Source organism: Streptomyces sp. S186 (assembly GCF_051603415.1).
Lineage (GTDB): Bacteria > Actinomycetota > Actinomycetes > Streptomycetales > Streptomycetaceae > Streptomyces.
Genome location: NZ_CP193932.1, coordinates 149142 through 166216, shown reverse-complemented (window position 1 = coordinate 166216; position 17075 = coordinate 149142). Strand labels below are relative to the sequence as shown.

Sequence of the window (17075 nt, the reverse complement as noted above, 5' to 3'; positions counted from 1 at the left end):
CCTGGCTCTGGCTCTGCCCTTGGCCGTTCCTTCCCCGCGGGCCCTCCCCCTCATCGCGGTACTCCGAAGGTGAGGCGGGTGACCCATTTCGTGTTGTGCACACCGGGGTTGGCGGGGACGATGATCCGCGCGGGATAGCCGTGGTCCACCGAGAGGTCCGCGCCGTTGACCCGCAGAGCCAACAGCGACCTGGGGTCCCGGACCTGGTTGTCGCGCAGGTGGGCGGAGCTGAAGGCTCCGGAGCGCTGGGCGGACTCGACGAAGACCCCGGGCGGGCCCTCCCGCAGTCCGACCAGGGCCGCCAGGTCGGACAGTCGTACGCCGCTCCAGTGCTGGTCGTCGGTGGACCAGCCTTCCACGCAGGCGATCGGCAGGGCGGCCGTGTGTTGCGGCAGGGCCAGTACCTGGTCCCGGGTGAAGCTCCGCTCCCGGCCGGGGCCGCGTACGACGAGGCGCCAGTCAGGTCCGATGTCGCGGGCGCGGATGCCGACCGCCGCGGCGGTCTTGTTGATCTGGAAGCCGTTGGGTCCCGCGCCCGGTTCCTGCCCGTGCGGAGCCAGCAGCGCGGTCCTGCGGAGGGCTCCGCCGATGCTCTGACCAGCCGTCACGACGAGCAGTACCAGCGACCCGGCGCCCACCATGCCGAGCGCGCTGCGGCGGGACGTCGTGGGCGGTGCGGGGTTGGGGGTCACCAGTCCGGTGTCGTCCGGCGGTTCGGGCCGGGTACGCGTGGCGGGGGTACGCAGCTCACTGCGCCAACGGCGGCCGCGCAACGCCGTTGCCATGGTGGTGATCCGGAAGACGACGTGTACGACGAAGGCGCCGATGAAGATCCAGGCACCGTAGAGGTGCAGGGCGTAGAAGGACCCGGGGAAGATGTAGTGCAGCTGGATGTTGAGCACGCCGGTGACGAACTCGAACAGTGCGCCGCCCACGAGCAGCAGCAGCGAGAGCCGCTCCAGCGCGTGGCGCGGGGAACGCAGCGGTGGCCAGCCGAACAGCTTCGGGATGACCGACCACAGCTTTGCCAGCAGGACGGGGATGAGCGCCACGCCCAGGGTGACGTGGACTCCCTGGGTGAGGCGGTAGAGCCAGTACGGCCGGGTCGGCCAGGCGAAGAGGTAGAAACCCAGCCAGCCCTTGTCCGGCGTGTGATCGTTGCCCGGCGCCAGATCCGGGTTGTACGCGGCGTAGGACAGCAGCCCGGTCACGAACAGCACGGTGATGCCGAACAGCAGGACCGCCCCGAACACCGACGTCAGCCAGGGCCCCCGCAAGGGGCTGCGCCAGAAGCCCGGGCGCGCGGGGCCGGGTGGGGGAGTGCTGAGAAGTGCGGCCAGGCGGCGACGGGGAATGCGGGCCCGTCGCCGTTCAGGGCGGCGCGACTCATCGCCGCGGTCGCTACCCTCCACATCCGTCCCTTCCGGCGGCCAGCGCACCGTGACCGCCCCGCGCAACCACCGTATGCGGCATATCTCCCATAACGGGACAAGACGGCCTCTTGTCAACCCTTTCGGCCTGAGGGTCTCGGAGTGGTGGGCCTACCTGCAGCTTCGCTATTTGATCGATAATCGATCGATAATGGGGGCGGCGATTCGACGCACGAACGAATTGCGAAAAAGTTCAATTAGGGTGTGTGCGGATCACTTCGCACGGCAGAACGGACGTAGTCCGCATGGACATGAGCGCGGCCAGTAAAAAGAACCTCAGTCTCTTCGCCCTGATCATGATCGGGCTGGGGTCCATCTTCGGCTCCGGATGGCTCTTCGGAGCCGGCCAGGCCGCACAGGTCGCAGGCCCCGCGGCGCTGGTCGCCTGGGTGATCGGGGCCGTCTTCATCGGCATGATCGCCATGTCGTACGCCGAGGTCGGAGCCGCCTACCCGCTCCCCGGCGCCATGGCGCGCTTCGGTTCGATCTCCCACGGGCCGGTGCTCGGCTTCGTCAGCGGCTGGGCGGTGTGGATCGCGATCGCCTCCCTGATCCCGATCGAGTCCATCGCGGGCACCCAGTACATGGCGTCCTGGAATTTCGACTGGGCCCAGGGGCTCGTCGCCGACGGCAGCCTCACGGCTTCCGGCATGGTGATGGCCCTCGCCCTGACCTTCGCCCTGTGGTTCGCCTGCTACTGGTCGGTCGCGCTGCTGGCCCGGGCCAACACGGTGCTGACCCTGGTGAAGTTCGCCATCCCGGTGCTCGCGGTCGCCGCCCTGATCGCCTCCGGCTTCCACACCGGCAACTTCACCGACCACGGCGGCTTCGCCCCCAACGGCTGGTCCGCCGTCCTGACGGCCGTCACCACCTCGGGCGTCGTCTTCGCCTTCAACGGCTTCCAGGCCGTCGTCAACCTCGGCGGCGCCGCCCGGAATCCGGGCCGATCCATCCCGCTCGCGCTGGTCGGCGCGCTCTCCCTGGGGCTGGTGATCTACCTCGCGCTGCAGATCGCCTTCCTCGGCGCGGTCCCGCCGGAGAAGCTCGCCGAGGCAGGCGGGTGGCAGGGGATCAACTTCGCCTCCCCCTTCGCCGACCTGGCCAAGCTCCTGATGCTGCACTGGGTCGTCACCCTGCTCCAGTTCGGCGCCTTCATCTCGCCCTCCGGCGCCAACATCGCCAACGTGGCCTCGGCCTCGTACCTGGCGCAGAACCTGGCCGAGACTGGTTTCTTCCCCAAGAAGATCGCCGAGGTGCACCCCCGCTACGGCACCGCCCGCCCCGCGATGTGGCTCAACCTCGTCTTCTCCGTGCTCCTGCTGCTCACCATCGGCCACAGCTGGGAGGCCCTGGCCAGTGTCGTCTCGGCCGCCATGGTCGTCTCGTATCTGATCGGCCCCATCGCGGTGGGCGTCCTGCGCCGGACCAGGCCGGACCTGCCGCGGCCGTTCCGCCTGCCGGCCGCCTCGGTGCTCTGCCCGATCACCTTCGCCTTCGCGGCGTGCGCCCTGTACTGGTCGAAGTGGCCCAACACCGGCAAGGTGACCCTCCTCGTGCTGGTCTCCGTGCCGATCGCGGCGCTGGTGCTGCGCCGCCGGGGCGAGCGGAATCTGGGCCGGCAGTTCGCCGCGGCCTGGTGGCTGATCGGGTTCCTGCTGTGGCTGTCGGTGCTGTCGGCGCTGGGCGGCAAGGAGTTCGGCGGCCATGGCGTCCTGTCCGGCGGTGTGGACGTGGCCATGGTCGGCGTATCGGCTCTCGGCTTCTACTTCTGGGCGGTACGCGCCGGCATCCAGGCCCATCGCGCGGGCCTGACGGACACCGACCCCGTCCACACCAGCGAGCCCGAGCCGGGCCCGGAGCCGACTGCCCTGCCCGGCCAGCGGACCAGGGACCGCGAGTCCGTCGCCTCCTGAGACGGCACGGCACGGCTCGGACAGCCGCCAGAACCCACCACAACCGGTTCTGGCGGCTGTCTGTTTTCTGGCGGCGGCCGATCCATGCCATGCCCTGTCGTGCCTTGCCAGGCCACGCCAAGGCTGCGGATTCAGGTCGCCGGCATGGGGGTGCTGCCGCCTGTGCGAGGGCCGACGAGGACTCGGGACAGGAGTCGTGGGTCGGCCAGCGTCAGCGGCCCGGAGGTCATATGGAAGAGGCCGGAGAAGGTCGTGTAGACCTTCGGGTCGTGGGGAACGGTGTCGACCAGGCGGTTCATGAACCAGTTGCCGGCCTTGGCCCAGGCAGGCCGCGATTTTTCCCAGGCACGGTCGGGAATGGTCGCCATCAGCCAGGAGGAGGCGGTCACGCGGGCCAGTCGCTGCTGGAAAACCTGTCCGTCGAGGGGGGTACGCGCGCTCCGGCCGCGGAGCGTCTGCTCCAGGAGGCGGGCTTCGAGGGCGGCGACAGTCATGCCCTGCCCGTAGGCGGGGTTGAAGGTGCACACCGCGTCCCCCAGGACGATCAGTCCTTCGGGCCAGCGGGGAAGGCGGTGGTAGGCGATCTTGCGGTTGACGGTACGGGCGTAGCGGCGCACGGCGGAGGTGGGGGTGAGGGAGGCGATGGTGTCGCCGATGGGGCCGGGCAGGGACTTGGCGTAGGTGAGGAAGTCGTCGTCACCGCGCGGTAGTTGGGTGCCGCCGGCTCCGTGCAGGGTGACGTGCAGGGTGTTGTTCTCGATCTGGATCGCGTAGCTGCCTTTGTGGAAGTCGGGGGCCCGCAGGGGTTGCAGCAAACCCATCCACGAGGGTGAGGTCTGCCCCTCCGGGTAGGCGTAGGTACGTGAGGCGTAGCCGACCTGGGCATCCACGGTCGTCGTACGAGGGCTGGGCAGACCGAGGGTGGCCAGCCATTGCGGCAGATGGGACGAGCGTCCCGAGGCGTCCACGACGAGGTCCGCGACGATCTCGTCCTCGCCGTCGCCGTCCTTGACACGCACTCCGGTGACCTTGCCGGGACCGGCCGTGCGCAGGCCGGTGACGGCCAGTCCGTCCCGCAAGGTGACGGACTCCAACGCCGTCACCCGCCGACGGAGAACATGCTCCAGGAGCGGCCGGGAGAACGTCTGGATCGGCATGCCCATCGGCGTGGGCTGCGGGATGCCGTTGGGCAGCACGGCGCAGAGACCTTCGCCCCAGTCCCACACCGGCGCACCGGCCTGTTCCAGCTCTGCCCGCAGCCCGGGGAAGTACCCCTCGAACACCTTCGCCCCCAGAGCCAGAAGGCCATGGACATGGTGTCCCTGTGGCACTCCGGCCCGGGGCCCGGACGCGCTCGGAAGCGTGTCGCGTTCGATGACGGTGACGGCCTCGAAACTATCGGCCAGAACACGAGCCGCGGCAAGCCCTGCCAGACCCGCCCCGATCACCACGGCGTGCCGAACGTCAGTACCCATAGGCATACTGCTCCCTCTCCCTGCTGTGAACCGAACCCCTGCTGCCCGAACCCCCGCTGCTTCAAGGCCCTTTTCTGCCCCGATCAGCCCCCAGATATGCGGAGCGGAGTAATCCGACGAGCACGCTGAGTGGCGGGGAGGGAGTCGCTTCCCGGCATGGGCTTTGCCCAGGCACCTTCTGTGCGCATTCAGGACACTTACGTCTGTTGTGGCAGGGCACGGATCACGCCGACTCGGCGGCCGCTGACCAGTGCCGCGACGAATTCCGGGATCCAGAGCATCGTGCGCGACCAGTTCCACCGACACGAACGGGGCGCCACGTCGGGCAGCGGAGTGTCGTGGGCGGCTTGGCCGATATTGGTCGGGCCCAACCTTGGCTTCGTCATCGTGGGGCACTCCTTGAAGAACACCATCGGGTGTGCGGATACCGGAGGGATTCCCTGTGCGGATCGTGTTGCTCGTCGGAACACTTGCCGAGTTGGACAGCTGCCATGCCCTGTACGCCAACCACCTTTTCGCCGACGGGCACGAGGTGTGGATCGGCATGGTCAACGGGCTCACCGGTGCGGGAGAACGGATCCTGTGCCCGATGGGCGAGGTCGACGGCGCATTGGAGGCGTTCGGGCCGTTCCCCGGAAAGGTGGAGGTGCGCGACGCCGCCGCGGGCGTGGACCTCGTCTGGGTGCTGAACTACCCCCACTCCGTCGTACAGGAAGTGGCCTGGCAACTGCTGTGGCAGCTGAACCAACAGGTGCCCTTCGTCAACGACGTCGAGGGAATCCTGATGCTCAACACCAAGGCCGGCCTCCCGGCCGTCGTCCCGCCGGAGCACCTTCCGCGCACCCTGATCTCCAACTCCTTCACCGAACTGTGGGAGGAGTACCAGACCGACCCCGACCGCACCTGGCTGGTCAAGCCCCCGGACGGCGACGCCGGCGCCGACGTGTACCTGCTCTCCCCAGGGTCGAGCAACAATCGCGTCCTGCTGCAGTCCATGACCGGAAACACGGCGATCGACAGCCTGCTGACCAAAGGCGGCCTCAACGGCTTCGGCAACCGCTACTGCGTACTCCAGGAGCACATCGCGCACACGGAGGAAAAACGTGTACTCATCGCGGGCGGACGGCCGTTGGCCCAACAGATCCACTACCTGGCACCCGACGAGCATCGCGGCAACACGGCCCACCGCGCCCGATGCGAGGACACCACACTGACCCCGGACGAGGAAAAGCTCTGCCGTGACGTGGGGCAGCGCCTGCTGCGTCACGGAATCCGCTTCGTCGGCATCGATCTGGCCTATCCCCACGTCTTCGAATTCAACATGGTCAACCCCGGCGGACTCGACGAACGCCTCGAATTCGGCATGCCCGACCGCACCCCACACGTGCTCGACGCCCTTCTCGACACGGCGGCCGGCTCATGAGCCGCGGCACGCCGCCCGGGCCCGAACTGGCCTCCCAGGCACGGGAACTCCTGCCGGACCTCGTCGCGTTGCGGCGGCGCATCCACCGCGCCCCGGAGATCGGCAGTCATCTGCCCCACACCCAACAGGCGATCCTGGAGGCGCTCCACGACTTGCCCCTGACGGTGAAGACCGGCAGGAACCTGAGCTCCGTCGTGGCCGTCCTGGAAGGAGACCGCTCCGGACCGACCGTCCTGCTGCGCGCCGACATGGACGCGCTTCCCCAGCAGGAGAACACCGGCCTGTCCTTCGCGTCCGAGGTGCCCGGCGTCATGCACGCCTGCGGCCACGACATGCACACCGCCATGCTTGCGGGAGCGGCACGCCTGCTCGCCGGACGGAGAGCGCAGTTGGCGGGGCGAGTCGTGTTCATGTTCCAGCCGGCCGAAGAACTCGGGGGCGGCGCCCGCCAGATGATCGAGGAAGGCGTCCTGACCCATACCGACGGCACCTCGGTCGACGGTGCGTTCGCCCTGCATGTCACCACCCGCCACGAAGTGGGCACCCTCCACCTCCGCGAAGGGCCCCAGTACGCGGCGGCCGACACCCTGCGGATCACCGTCCGCGGAACCAGCGGCCACGCCGCGGCCCCACACAAGGCACTCGATCCCGTCCCCGTCGCCTGCGAGATCGTGCAGGCCCTCCAGACCATGGTGACCAGGACCGTCAGCGTCTTCGAACCCGCCGTCCTCACGGTCACCACCGTCACGGCCGGACGCGCCTACAACATCATCCCGGAGACCGCAGAGCTGACAGGCACCTATCGCACCCTCTCCGAAGCCAGTCGCCGCGCCGTCCGCGCAGGCATCCGCCGCGTGGCCAGGGGAGTGGCAGCCGCCCACGGCATGTCCGCGGACATCGAACTCCCCGACGGCTATCCCGTCGTCCGCAACGACGCCGGATTCACCACCCTTGTGCGCGACGCCGCCGCCGGCGTCCTCGGCCCGGCCGCAGTCCATGAACTCCCGCAGCCCACCATGGGCGGCGAGGACTTCTCGTACATCGTCCAACGCGTACCCGGTGCCATGGCATTCCTGGGCGCCTGCCCACCGAGCCAACTGCCGGGAACACCACCGGACAACCACTCCGACCACGTGGTGCACGACGAGAACGCCCTGCCGGCCGGAGCCGCCGTGCACTGCGCGGTGGCCCTGACCTTCCTGGGCCGGGAGGCCGCCGGCACCGCGGGGGATACGCCCCTCACGGATGCGCCTGCCACGGATCCACGCGCACAACGGACGCACGGGCGCATGCCTGTCAAGCGGCTCTCGTGAGGGCAGGCCCGGCGACGGGGTGCAGCGCGGCGTACTCCAGCGGCGCGGACGGGTCGACGGACATGCTCAGTTGGGCGGGTGCGGCGCCGGCCCTTACCAGCAGATCACCGACGGCGGCGATCATGGCGCCGTTGTCGGTGCACAAGGTCAGTGGCGGCACCCGCAGGGCCACCCCGGCCGCCGCGCACCGCTCCTCCGCAAGCGCCCGGACCCGGGAGTTGGCAGCCACCCCGCCCACCACGACCAGCGTCCCCACCTCGTACTCCCGGCAGGCGGCCAGCGCCTTGCGGGTCAGCACGTCCGCGACCGCCTCCTGAAGCGAGGCGGCGCCGTCGGACAACGGGACCTCCTCACCCCGAAGACGGTGGGTCTCGGCCCAGCGCGCCGCTGCCGTCTTCAAACCGGAGAACGAGAACGCGTACGGGTCGCCCTTCCCGCTGGTCAACGGCCTGGGGAAGGCGACGGCGCACGGGTTCCCGCCGCGCGCCGCCCGGTCGATCGCCGGGCCGCCGGGATAGGGCAGGCCGAAGACCCGGGCCACCTTGTCGAAGCACTCACCGGCGGCATCGTCCACGGTGTCGCCCAGGTGCACGATGGGGTCGCGCACGAGGTCCCGCACCAGCAGCAGCGACGTATGGCCGCCGGACACGATCAGCACCATGCACGGGTCGGGCAGCGGGCCGTGCTCCAGGGTGTCTGCCGCGACATGGCCCGCCAGGTGGTGGACCCCGTACAAGGGCACCCCGGCCGCGTAGGCGAGGCTCTTCGCTCCCGCCAGACCCACCTGCAGGGCTCCCGACAGACCGGGGCCGGTGGTCACGGCGACGGCGTCGAGGTCGCTCACCCGCAGCCCCGCCTGGTCCAGGGCCTCCCGCACGACCGGGTCGAAGGCGTGCAGATGCGCACGCGCGGCGATCTCCGGCACCACGCCGCCGAACCGGGCGTGCTCGTCCATGCTCGACGCCACCACATGCGCGAGCAGCCGTCCGTCGGACACGATTCCGGCCCCGGTCTCGTCACACGACGACTCGATACCGAGCACGATCCGGCCCTGCGGCATGGCCACTCCCTCACGACTGCCGACATATTGCAGATTCAGTGTAGTTGCAAGTGGGTCGCAATAAGTAGGAGGTTGGGTTGGGTGCCGGGGGCCGGCAGTCACCACTTTCCCGCCAGGTGAGATGCCGTCAGCCCGACCCAACGGCCGGTCCCGGCCGGCCCCGGTCATGGTGGCCGGTCCCGGTCGTTGGGTCGCGGATTCCGGCTCAGGTGTTCGGCAGCCGGCCCTTGTCCGGCTCACCGGCGGGCACCGGCTCCAGCACCGCGACATCCATCGGGCCGGCCAGCGCGTCCGCGATCTCCCCGCCCAGCGCGGCCAGCACCGGCCCGGCCGAGTGGGCGTCGAGGGCGGCCTGATCGGCCCAGTTCTCAACGACGGTGACCCGGTCGTCGCCGGCATGGGCGGCGTAGAGCAGGCAGCCGGGTTCGGCGTGCACAGCGGAAGCGTGCCGACGGAACGCCGCGAGCACCTCCTCCCGGCGGCCGGGCTTGGTCCGGAGGGTGGCGACAACGATGGGCACGCTAACTCCTTGGGGTGTATCCGTCCGTGGTGCGGACGCGAACTGCTGGTCACCGGAACCCTATGCCAGGCGTGGTGCCTGGACCGCGCCAGGATGCCTGGTCAGGCGCAGGGCGACCTACGGAAGGAGAGCCGCGGCGAGTAGGCGGCGAAGGGCATGCCGGCCGGTCGGGCGCCGTGAGCTCCGCCCGCGCGAGCGCGAAGTGCGTGGCACGGCCGAACACGGTGCCGGGGGAGGGTGAGCGGTGCGTCCATGACCAACTCGTCTGCCAGTCGGTGTTGTTGATCCGACATCAGCCAGGCGGTCCGGCCTGGCGTGGCGAGTCGGGCAGGAGGCGGAGTGCCCGGCGTAGTGCCGTTCGGCGTCTTTCATTTGCTACCTTGCGCAACTGTATAACCTTCCTCGAAGGCAACCGCTCCTCTGCGAGAACCGGACGGACATGGGTGCACAGTTGACAGGCGGCAGCCACCAGGCGCGGGCCGGACGCCACGGCAGTCCGCACGGCAGTCCGCCCGCCTCGCGGAGGCGGCGCAAGCGCGGCAGCAAGGTGGGCATGGCCGCCGCGACGACGGCTTCCCTTCTTGTGCTGCTTGTCGGGGGAGCGGGATGGGTCTACCTCCGGCTCAACGGGAACATCGCCACGTTCGGCGCGGACGGCGTGAGCGAGGACCGGCCGCCCGAGGGGGCCGGCGGCAGCAATGTGCTGGTCATCGGCTCCGACTCACGCTCGGGAGGGAACAGGGGACTGGGCGGCGGGGAAGGGGACGTGGGGCGCTCGGACACCGCGTTCCTGCTGCACGTCTACGGGGATGCCAGACACGCGGTCGCGGTCTCCATTCCCCGGGACAGCCTGGTCGACGTTCCGCCGTGCAGGCTGCCCAACGGCGACCGGGCCCGGCCACAGCACAACGTGATGTTCAACTCCGCCTTCACCGTGGGGCTGACGGTCAAGGGCAACCCGGCCTGCACCCAGAACACCGTCGAGAAGCTGACTGGCTTACGCGTCGACCACACCGTGGTCGTCGACTTCGAGGGCTTCTCGAAGATGACCGCGGCGGTCGGCGGGGTGCCCGTATGCCTTCCCAAGGACGTCTACCAGGGCGACCTCAACCCCAACCGGGGCTCGAAAGGCAAGGTCCTCTTCGCCAAGGGGCCGCAGATGGTGTCGGGTCGGAAGGCGCTGGAGTACGTCCGTATCCGGCACGGCATCGGGGACGGGTCCGATATGGGGCGGATCAAGCGCCAGCAGGCGTTCGTCTCCAGCCTGATCAAGAAGATCAAGTCGGAGGGGATCAATCCGTCGACGCTGCTCCCCCTGGCGAACGCCGCAACCCAGTCGATGACCGTCGATCCGGGGTTGGGGTCGGCGAACAAGCTGATCGCGTTCGTGATGTCGATCAAGGACATCGATCTGCACAACACCAAGTTCGTCACCGTGCCCTGGCACTACCAGGGTGCACGGGTCGCCGTCGTGCATCCCGCGGCCGATGCCCTGTGGGCCGCGCTGAGGGCCGACCGGACCATCGATGGCGAGGACGCCAGTGGCAGGCACAGGCACGGCAAGTGGAGTGCGGACGCCAAGGGCGGACCTGCCGGTTCTGCCGGCCTCAGCTCTTCGGTTTCGGGGGCCGGCATCAGCGTCGTTGTCTACAACGGCACGCGCCTGACGGGTCTGGCGGCACGCGCCGCCGGCGAGCTGAGGGCCGCGGGTTTCACCGTCACCGGCACCGCCACCGCTCCCGGCCAGGACCGCACCACCACGGTGATCGCCTACGGGCCGGGCCAGGACGGCAAGGCGCACACCTTGGCCCGCCTCTTCCCCGGCGCGGACCTTCAGCAGGCCACGACCCCGGGCATCCGCGTCACCCTCGGCCGCTCCTACGCCGACACCACCGCGCCCACTCCCACCCCCGTCGCCTCCTCCGGTGACCTGTCCTCCGGCGTGGCCGAGAAGGTCCGTTCCGCCGACGACAATCCCTGCTCCAACCTTTCCTACGGTTAGGACACGAGAAGGGGGTCGCGCATCACTCCGTCGTGGGGCCCAGCTGGACGCAGCACTCTCCGGGGCGTGGGGCGAGCAGAGCCTGCACGCCGCTGACCTCCAGGCCCTCCAGGTAGCCGGCGAGGAAGGCGTGGTTCATGCCGCAGACCAGCTCGGGGGCCTTTGCCGCCAGGGGGTGGAACGGGCAGTTGCGCAGCCGGAGTCGGGTGGGGGTTTCACGGACCGGCTCGAAGCCGTGCTGGTCGAGCATCCGCTCGCAGACACTCAGTCCCCGTTCCGCACCGAGTCGGCCGGGACGCGTCTGCTTGCGCTCCTCCTCGCCCAGTTCGCGGCCGCGTCGGCCGGCTGTGCGCACAGCGGCGTGGGCCGCGGATTCGCCGCTGTCCTCGGCCAGCACGGCTTCCAGCAGGAGGTCGGCCAGCAGTTCGTGGCGGCGGTCGGGGATGCTGACGTGGATGTGGCCGTCGGTGGGTTCGTAGACCTTGGGCTGACGGCCGACCTTGCGGATCCCGCCGGGCGCTCCGTACCGGGCGCGGAGGAGGCCGGCATCGACGAGCTTGTCGAGGTGGAAGGCGGCGAGCTTGCGCGAGATGCCGACGCTGGCGGCGGCCTCGTCCCGGGTGACGGGGCGGCCCTGCCGTCGGATGAACGCGAACATCCGGCGGCGGGAGTCCTCTCCGAGGACGCTGACGGACTCGATCGCCGCGTCACCTGCTGAAGGCAGCGGCGTTGCGTCGGAGGTCATCTCCTCACGATAACGCGTACATCGATAGGTGTAAGGGGCGAATCCGCGTGCCCGTGCGACCCAGGCGGTGCACGCCTTGACGCCCTCCTCGAATAAGACCAAGATTTATTGGTTAAAAGAAGAAAAGGCACGGGAGGTGGTCGAGGTGGCCGGTTCCTCGCACGAGCTGGCCAAGCGGCCGGTGAGTGCCGTGTTGGCCGGACCGTATGGGCACCCTTTCCACCCGATCCTGGTCACCGTCCCGATCGGGGCCTGGGTGGGCAGTCTGGTCTTCGACATCGCCTCGTGCCTGGTCCAGAAGCCGGACTTTCTGGTCCGCGGTGCGATGTGGCTGATCGCGCTCGGGGTGATCGGTGCGGTGGCCGCGGCCTTGGCCGGCTTCCTGGACCTCTGCGTCATCCCGCCAGGCACCCGGGCGCTCCGCGTCGCCCTCGTCCACATGACGCTGAACCTCCTGGTGGCCGCCGCCTACGCGGCCAATTCCCTGTGGCGGCAAGCGGACGAGCAGGCCGCTGCCGGTGCCGCCGCGGCCGGCGAGGGGCAGCGGCCCGAACCCGCCGAGCGGCACTTCCCCGTCCCGGTCGTCGCAGGTCACGGCCTCTTCGCCGTCGCCACCGTCGTCCTGGTCCTGCTCACCGCACTCGGCATCGGCGGACACTGACATGACCCAGCACCCCCACTCCGCACTGCACCTGGCGCCCGGCGACCCGGAGATACCGATACCCACCCAGACCGCACTGCGCGTCGTCCATGAGGCCGACGCCATCGACCTGGCCGCCGCCGAACGCGCCGCCGGACAGTTCCTGCAGGCTCTCGGCATCAGCACCGAAACCGAGAGCCTGCACGGAACGCCGGGGCGCATGGCCCGCGCCTACGCCGAGCTGTTCGGCCCCCGCCCGTTCGACCTGACGACCTTCCCCAACGACGAGGGCTACGACGAACTCGTCCTGGCACGCAGCATCCCCGTGCGCTCGGTGTGCGAACACCATCTGCTGCCGTTCGTCGGCACCGCCCACGTCGGCTACCTGCCCGGCCGGCGCATCCTCGGCCTGTCCAAACTCGCCCGCGTCGTCGAGCACTTCGCGTGCCGTCCGCAGGTCCAGGAACGCCTCACCAAGCAGGTCGCCGACTGGCTTGAGACGCAACTTGAGCCCAAGGGCGTGGGTGTCGTCATCGAAGCCGAACACACCTGCATGACCTTGCGTGGCGTGCAGGCCACCGGCTCCAGCACCCTCACCTCCACCCTCCTGGGCACCCTCCGCAACGACGCCCGCCCCCGCAGCGAATTCCTGGCCCGGGCCGGCCTCACCTGACATCTGACACATCAGCCGGACCGGCTTCGCCCGGACAGAACAGACGCGAAAGACACCAACCACACATGGAAAGCTGGATCAACCCCGCCTGCTCCAAGTGCCAGTCGGCACTCACGATCCTCGACGCGGAACAGGCCCGGTACACGGTGCGGCACTACCTGGAAGATCCGCCGAACGCGGCCGAACTCGACGCGGTCCTGCGGCGCCTGGCCCTGGAACCGTGGGACATCACGCGCCTCGGCGAACCCATCGCCGCCGAACTGGGCCTGGCTGCCTGGCCGCGCCAACCAGCCGAACGCACCCGGTGGATCGAGACCCTGGCCGTCCACCCCGCCTTGATCCAGCGCCCCATCATCACGGCCGACGACGGGACGACAGTCCTGGGCCGGTCACCCGAGTCGGTACGTTCCGTCCTCCGATAGGCCCCGAGGGTGTCAGGTGTCAGGGCGTCTCCAGGCGCGCGGCGGCAGACGATCGTCCGCAGGGGCATGGCCAGGCACGGAGCATCCGGTACCGCGTACCCCGTACCCCGTGCTTACCTCAGAGGTAATCGTGACAGGCGCCGCGCGGGGCTACGTTCGAGGCGTACGAGCAAGCGAAGGAGCAGCCGGACGTGCCTGCATATGGTTTCGCGCATCTACGTGACCGCCGTCACCACCCCGACATACTTGAGTACCTGGAGCGCATCCAGGGCACCCTGGACCCGTTTCACGGCCGGTTCCTGGCTCACGGCCCGCCGGCCGAGGTGGTGGAGGGGAGCTGGCCGGGCAGCATGGTGCTGATTGAGTTTCCCGGCCTGGCCGAGGCCCGTGCCTGGTACGCGTCCCCCGCGTATCAGGAGATCCTTCGGCTGCGGACCGACCACATCGAGGGCGACGTCGTGTTCATCGAGGGCGTGGAGCCTGGCTACGCCCCGAGTGAGCGCGCGGCCAAGCTCCGGGCGGAGCCGACGCGATAGCACCAGCTGATGCCGGTCACACCCGAAAGGCGTGACCGGCATCAGCGGCCGTGGTCTTCCTCCGGCCAGGCTGATGTTCCTCCCGTGCGTGTGTCTGCGTACGGCGTCGTCGAGCTGTCTGGGCGTCAGTCAGGTGAGGCCGGGGGCCCGTTCCGCTGCGTTCTGGGGAGCGTTCTCGCGGAGCGGGAGCAGGAGGGGGCTGGCCAGGAGGAGGACTCCGGCGAGGGCGATCGCGGTGCGGGGACTGGTGAGGGCGGCCAGGAGACCCCACGCGGCGGTGACGGCCGCGATGCTGGTGCTGCTGCTGACGGACCACGCGGACAGGGTGCGGGCGACCCGGTCGGGCGCGGTGTGGTCGAGCCGGCATGTGGCCAGCACGGGGTTGAAGACGCCGCAGCAGGTCACCAGGCCGAGCTGGACGACGATGATGAGCACGATCCCGGGGACACCGGGCCGGACGAACGCCAACCCGACAGGCCAACACGCACGCAGCACCCCGGCGGTGAGCAGCACCTTGCGCTGCCCGAAACGCGCCACGAGCCGGCGCGCGAGGCGCGAGCCGACGAGACCGCCGACGCACGGGATCGCGAACACGAGGCCGTACTGCCACGGCGCGAAGCCGAGGTGGTCCAACAGGAGTACGGCGAGCAGCGGTTGGGAGGCCATGATCAGGCCGTTGACCGTGATCGAGTTGAAGAACAGCGGGCGCAGTGTGGGATGGGTGAGGATGTGGCGCCATCCTGCGAGGAGGTCGCTTGCCGTCAGTCGTGGTGCACCGGTACGGGCGGGGCACGGTTCGCTGCTGCCGATGGCCCGGAGGCCCAGCGCCGAGAGCAGATAGCTGAGCGCATCGGCCAGTACGGTCGTCACCGGTCCGAGCAGCCCGATCGCGGCCCCTCCGAGCGGTGGCCCGACGACGGTCGCGGTCCATGTCGTGGACTCGAACCGGCTGTTGGCGACGAGCAGATCAGCCGGCGGCACGAGCGCCTTCAGATATGCGCCGCTGGCCGTCTTGAAGGCGATGTCGGCCGCCGCGACGACGACGGAGACGACGAGGAGCTGGGCAAAACTGAGCCAGCCGAGTACGAACGCGGCGGGAACACTGATCAAGGCGGTGAACCGGACCAGGTCCATCGCCACCATGACCGGACGCTTGCGGCGGAATTCCATCCATGGACCGAGCGGTACCGCTACTACGGCTCCCACGGCACGCCCCGCGGCAGCCAGCGCGGCCACCTGAGTCGGCCCGGAATGCAGCACAACCACCGCGATCAGGGGGAACGCACCGAACCCGAGCCCGGTCCCGTACGCACTGACCGCATACGCGGCCCACAACCACCCGAATTGCCGCCCCAGCGCCCGCCTGCCTGCCATTCCCACGCCGATCCCCACGCCGCTCTCGTCGATCCGTACAACCGCATACCGCGCCGGTCCATCGGCATCAAAGCGGGGTGAGGACGCTCGGATCAAACAACCGGCGTGGTGGGAGGCACAACCGCGTGTTGTGCGGATTTTCTGGGATGGCCCGCCGGATGGTCGTCGGGGACGACGTCGAGTTCGGGGCCGCGGGCAGCTCGTTCTCGCCGCGCCGCGCCATGGCCTCGGCCATCTCCCGATAGGCACCGGCCCCGGAGATCTCCCGCAGCTGTGCCGGCGTCCCGTCCTCGAACCCGGTCCTGATGATGCCTGATGGCGGCGCGGCTGCCCTACGCGGAGATCGCCCGCCGGCTCGGCCGTTCCAAGTCGACGATCGTCCGCGAGTCGCGCGCAACGGCGGAGCCCGCGCGTATCAGGCCGGCCGTGCACCCGGGTCCTCTACCTGGGTCCTTCTACCTGGGATCTTCTACCCCGACGCGGAGGCGGCCGCCGTGGCCTTGAGCCGTGTCGACGCATTCTGCAACCCAGTAGCGGTTTGCTTCCGGTTGCTTCCGGCTGCTTCGGGTTGCTTCCGGTGATCGTGGCGAGCGCGGATGACCGTTCACAGGCCGCTGGTGACTGGCGGAGTCGCCTGGCGGAGTCGCTCATGCCGGTGGTCACGCCAGGATGTTGGTGGTGTGGGAGAGGCGGCGGGCCGTGGCCAGGAGCGCGTGGATCTGGGGAGCCGCCTGCTCGATTTGCGTCAGGGGAGTGGTGAACGGCAGCCGGACGTCATGGCAGGTGCGCGGGTATTCAAGGCGGAGGGTGATGCCGTAGCGGTCCATGGCCACGGGAAGGGCGCGCAGTACGCCGCTGGGGACGGGGCGGACGAGGCGGAGCAGGAGCGGCACGATCTCGCTGTGTGCGTCGACGAGGTGCGTCAGCATCTCCGCCTCGCTCTTCGCCAGCGGGTCGAGTTCGGCTTCCTCCAGTTCCTTGAGCGTGACATAGGTGCGTTCCGAGGCGTCTTCCAGCACTGCCTGGCCGAATTCCAGGCAAGTGCTCTTGTCGGAGTGGGGGTTGTACGGGGCGGTCAGGAGTCCGGCGACGGTGACCCGGGCGCGCAGCCGGTCGCGTACGGGTGTGGGGGCGATGTCGGTGAGTTCCAAGCGGACCGGGACGCGCTTGGTCGAGGGGGCGTCGGTGGCCTCGCACGGGGCGTGCAGATGGAAGAGGCCCGTCGCCCCGCCGCTGAGACGGTGGATTTCGCTGCGGAGCCCGTCGCTCACCACCGTCATGGAGTGGGCGACGGTCAGGATCGAGCGGATGCGCTCGGCTGCGGTCGGTGTGATGGCACGGGCACGAGTTGCACGCATCCGGCTCCTCCCAGAGCAAGGTTACTTGGCTACTTAGGTTTGCCTAACCTAACTTACTCCGTCTCGGCTCGCGAGTAGGCGGCGCCGCCGGGAATGTCATCCGGCTGTGTTCCGCGAGAGTTCGTTCTGGCTGCATCCCGAGCGCATCCCGAGCGCCTCCCGACTGCGTCCCGTCTGGTTCGCCGTCGGTC

17 protein-coding genes are annotated in these 17075 nt (G+C 69.5%); 9 read left to right on the top strand and 8 right to left on the bottom strand.

Annotated features, from left to right (window positions below; translation table 11 throughout):
- Positions 1-50 precede the first annotated feature (50 nt).
- Complete coding sequence (locus ACRAS8_RS00710; RefSeq protein WP_438490302.1) at positions 51-1355, bottom strand: molybdopterin-dependent oxidoreductase; 1305 nt, start codon at positions 1353-1355, stop codon at positions 51-53.
- 320 nt (positions 1356-1675) lie between these two features.
- On the opposite strand from ACRAS8_RS00710, the gene ACRAS8_RS00705 reads away from it, so the two are divergent.
- Positions 1676-3343, top strand: a complete 1668-nt coding sequence (locus tag ACRAS8_RS00705) for an APC family permease (protein WP_438483760.1) — start codon at positions 1676-1678, stop codon at positions 3341-3343.
- Positions 3344-3474: 131 nt separating this feature from the next.
- Here the strand turns inward: ACRAS8_RS00705 and ACRAS8_RS00700 are convergent, their stop codons facing one another.
- Positions 3475-4818 carry an NAD(P)/FAD-dependent oxidoreductase gene (locus ACRAS8_RS00700; protein WP_438483759.1) on the bottom strand — a complete coding sequence of 448 codons (1344 nt, stop codon included), beginning with the start codon at positions 4816-4818 and terminating at the stop codon, positions 3475-3477.
- A 197-nt stretch (positions 4819-5015) separates the two neighbouring features.
- Complete coding sequence (locus tag ACRAS8_RS00695) at positions 5016-5204, bottom strand: hypothetical protein (protein WP_438483758.1); 189 nt, start codon at positions 5202-5204, stop codon at positions 5016-5018.
- Between the two features lie 56 nt (positions 5205-5260).
- Between ACRAS8_RS00695 and ACRAS8_RS00690 the strand changes: the two genes are divergently transcribed.
- Together ACRAS8_RS00690 and ACRAS8_RS00685 are read left to right on the top strand one after the other, a co-directional pair.
- Positions 5261-6241 (top strand): hypothetical protein, encoded by a 981-nt coding sequence (locus tag ACRAS8_RS00690; protein ID WP_438483757.1) that lies wholly within the window; start codon positions 5261-5263, stop codon positions 6239-6241.
- Positions 6238-7554 (top strand): M20 metallopeptidase family protein, encoded by a 1317-nt coding sequence (locus tag ACRAS8_RS00685; RefSeq protein ID WP_438483756.1) that lies wholly within the window; start codon positions 6238-6240, stop codon positions 7552-7554. Before ACRAS8_RS00690 ends, ACRAS8_RS00685 begins: the two co-directional genes overlap by 4 nt.
- Here the strand turns inward: ACRAS8_RS00685 and tsaD are convergent.
- Positions 7538-8614: a tRNA (adenosine(37)-N6)-threonylcarbamoyltransferase complex transferase subunit TsaD gene (tsaD, locus tag ACRAS8_RS00680; protein ID WP_438483755.1), complete on the bottom strand. Its 1077-nt coding sequence runs from the start codon at positions 8612-8614 to the stop codon at positions 7538-7540. The genes ACRAS8_RS00685 and tsaD overlap by 17 nt on opposite strands.
- A gap of 205 nt (positions 8615-8819) precedes the next feature.
- Positions 8820-9134: a putative quinol monooxygenase gene (locus ACRAS8_RS00675; protein WP_438483754.1), complete on the bottom strand. Its 315-nt coding sequence runs from the start codon at positions 9132-9134 to the stop codon at positions 8820-8822.
- Positions 9135-9573: 439 nt separating this feature from the next.
- Here ACRAS8_RS00675 and ACRAS8_RS00670 point away from each other — a divergent pair, with 439 nt between their 5' ends.
- Complete coding sequence (locus ACRAS8_RS00670) at positions 9574-11136, top strand: LCP family protein (RefSeq protein ID WP_438483753.1); 1563 nt, start codon at positions 9574-9576, stop codon at positions 11134-11136.
- 22 nt (positions 11137-11158) lie between these two features.
- Here ACRAS8_RS00670 and ACRAS8_RS00665 read toward each other — a convergent pair whose 3' ends face one another.
- Positions 11159-11881: a helix-turn-helix transcriptional regulator gene (locus ACRAS8_RS00665; protein WP_438483752.1), complete on the bottom strand. Its 723-nt coding sequence runs from the start codon at positions 11879-11881 to the stop codon at positions 11159-11161.
- A 145-nt stretch (positions 11882-12026) separates the two neighbouring features.
- Here ACRAS8_RS00665 and ACRAS8_RS00660 point away from each other — a divergent pair, with 145 nt between their 5' ends.
- From ACRAS8_RS00660 to ACRAS8_RS00645, 4 genes are all read left to right on the top strand, one after another.
- Positions 12027-12542, top strand: coding sequence for a DUF2231 domain-containing protein (locus ACRAS8_RS00660; protein WP_438483751.1), 516 nt, complete (start codon positions 12027-12029; stop codon positions 12540-12542).
- 1 nt (position 12543) lies between these two features.
- Positions 12544-13194, top strand: a complete 651-nt coding sequence (folE, locus tag ACRAS8_RS00655; RefSeq protein WP_438483750.1) for a GTP cyclohydrolase I FolE — start codon at positions 12544-12546, stop codon at positions 13192-13194.
- A gap of 65 nt (positions 13195-13259) precedes the next feature.
- Positions 13260-13616 carry an ArsC/Spx/MgsR family protein gene (locus tag ACRAS8_RS00650; RefSeq protein WP_438483749.1) on the top strand — a complete coding sequence of 119 codons (357 nt, stop codon included), beginning with the start codon at positions 13260-13262 and terminating at the stop codon, positions 13614-13616.
- Between the two features lie 191 nt (positions 13617-13807).
- Entirely contained in the window at positions 13808-14152 is a 345-nt protein-coding gene (locus ACRAS8_RS00645) for a DUF1330 domain-containing protein (protein ID WP_438483748.1), read from the top strand.
- Between the two features lie 129 nt (positions 14153-14281).
- On the opposite strand, the gene ACRAS8_RS00640 is transcribed toward ACRAS8_RS00645, so the two are convergent.
- Positions 14282-15526, bottom strand: coding sequence for an MFS transporter (locus tag ACRAS8_RS00640; RefSeq protein WP_438483747.1), 1245 nt, complete (start codon positions 15524-15526; stop codon positions 14282-14284).
- Between the two features lie 315 nt (positions 15527-15841).
- Between ACRAS8_RS00640 and ACRAS8_RS00635 the strand changes: the two genes are divergently transcribed.
- Positions 15842-16030, top strand: coding sequence for a helix-turn-helix domain-containing protein (locus ACRAS8_RS00635; protein ID WP_438483746.1), 189 nt, complete (start codon positions 15842-15844; stop codon positions 16028-16030).
- Positions 16031-16185: 155 nt separating this feature from the next.
- On the opposite strand, the gene ACRAS8_RS00630 is transcribed toward ACRAS8_RS00635, so the two are convergent.
- Positions 16186-16884: a DUF2470 domain-containing protein gene (locus ACRAS8_RS00630; protein WP_438483745.1), complete on the bottom strand. Its 699-nt coding sequence runs from the start codon at positions 16882-16884 to the stop codon at positions 16186-16188.
- Positions 16885-17075: the final 191 nt, after the last annotated feature.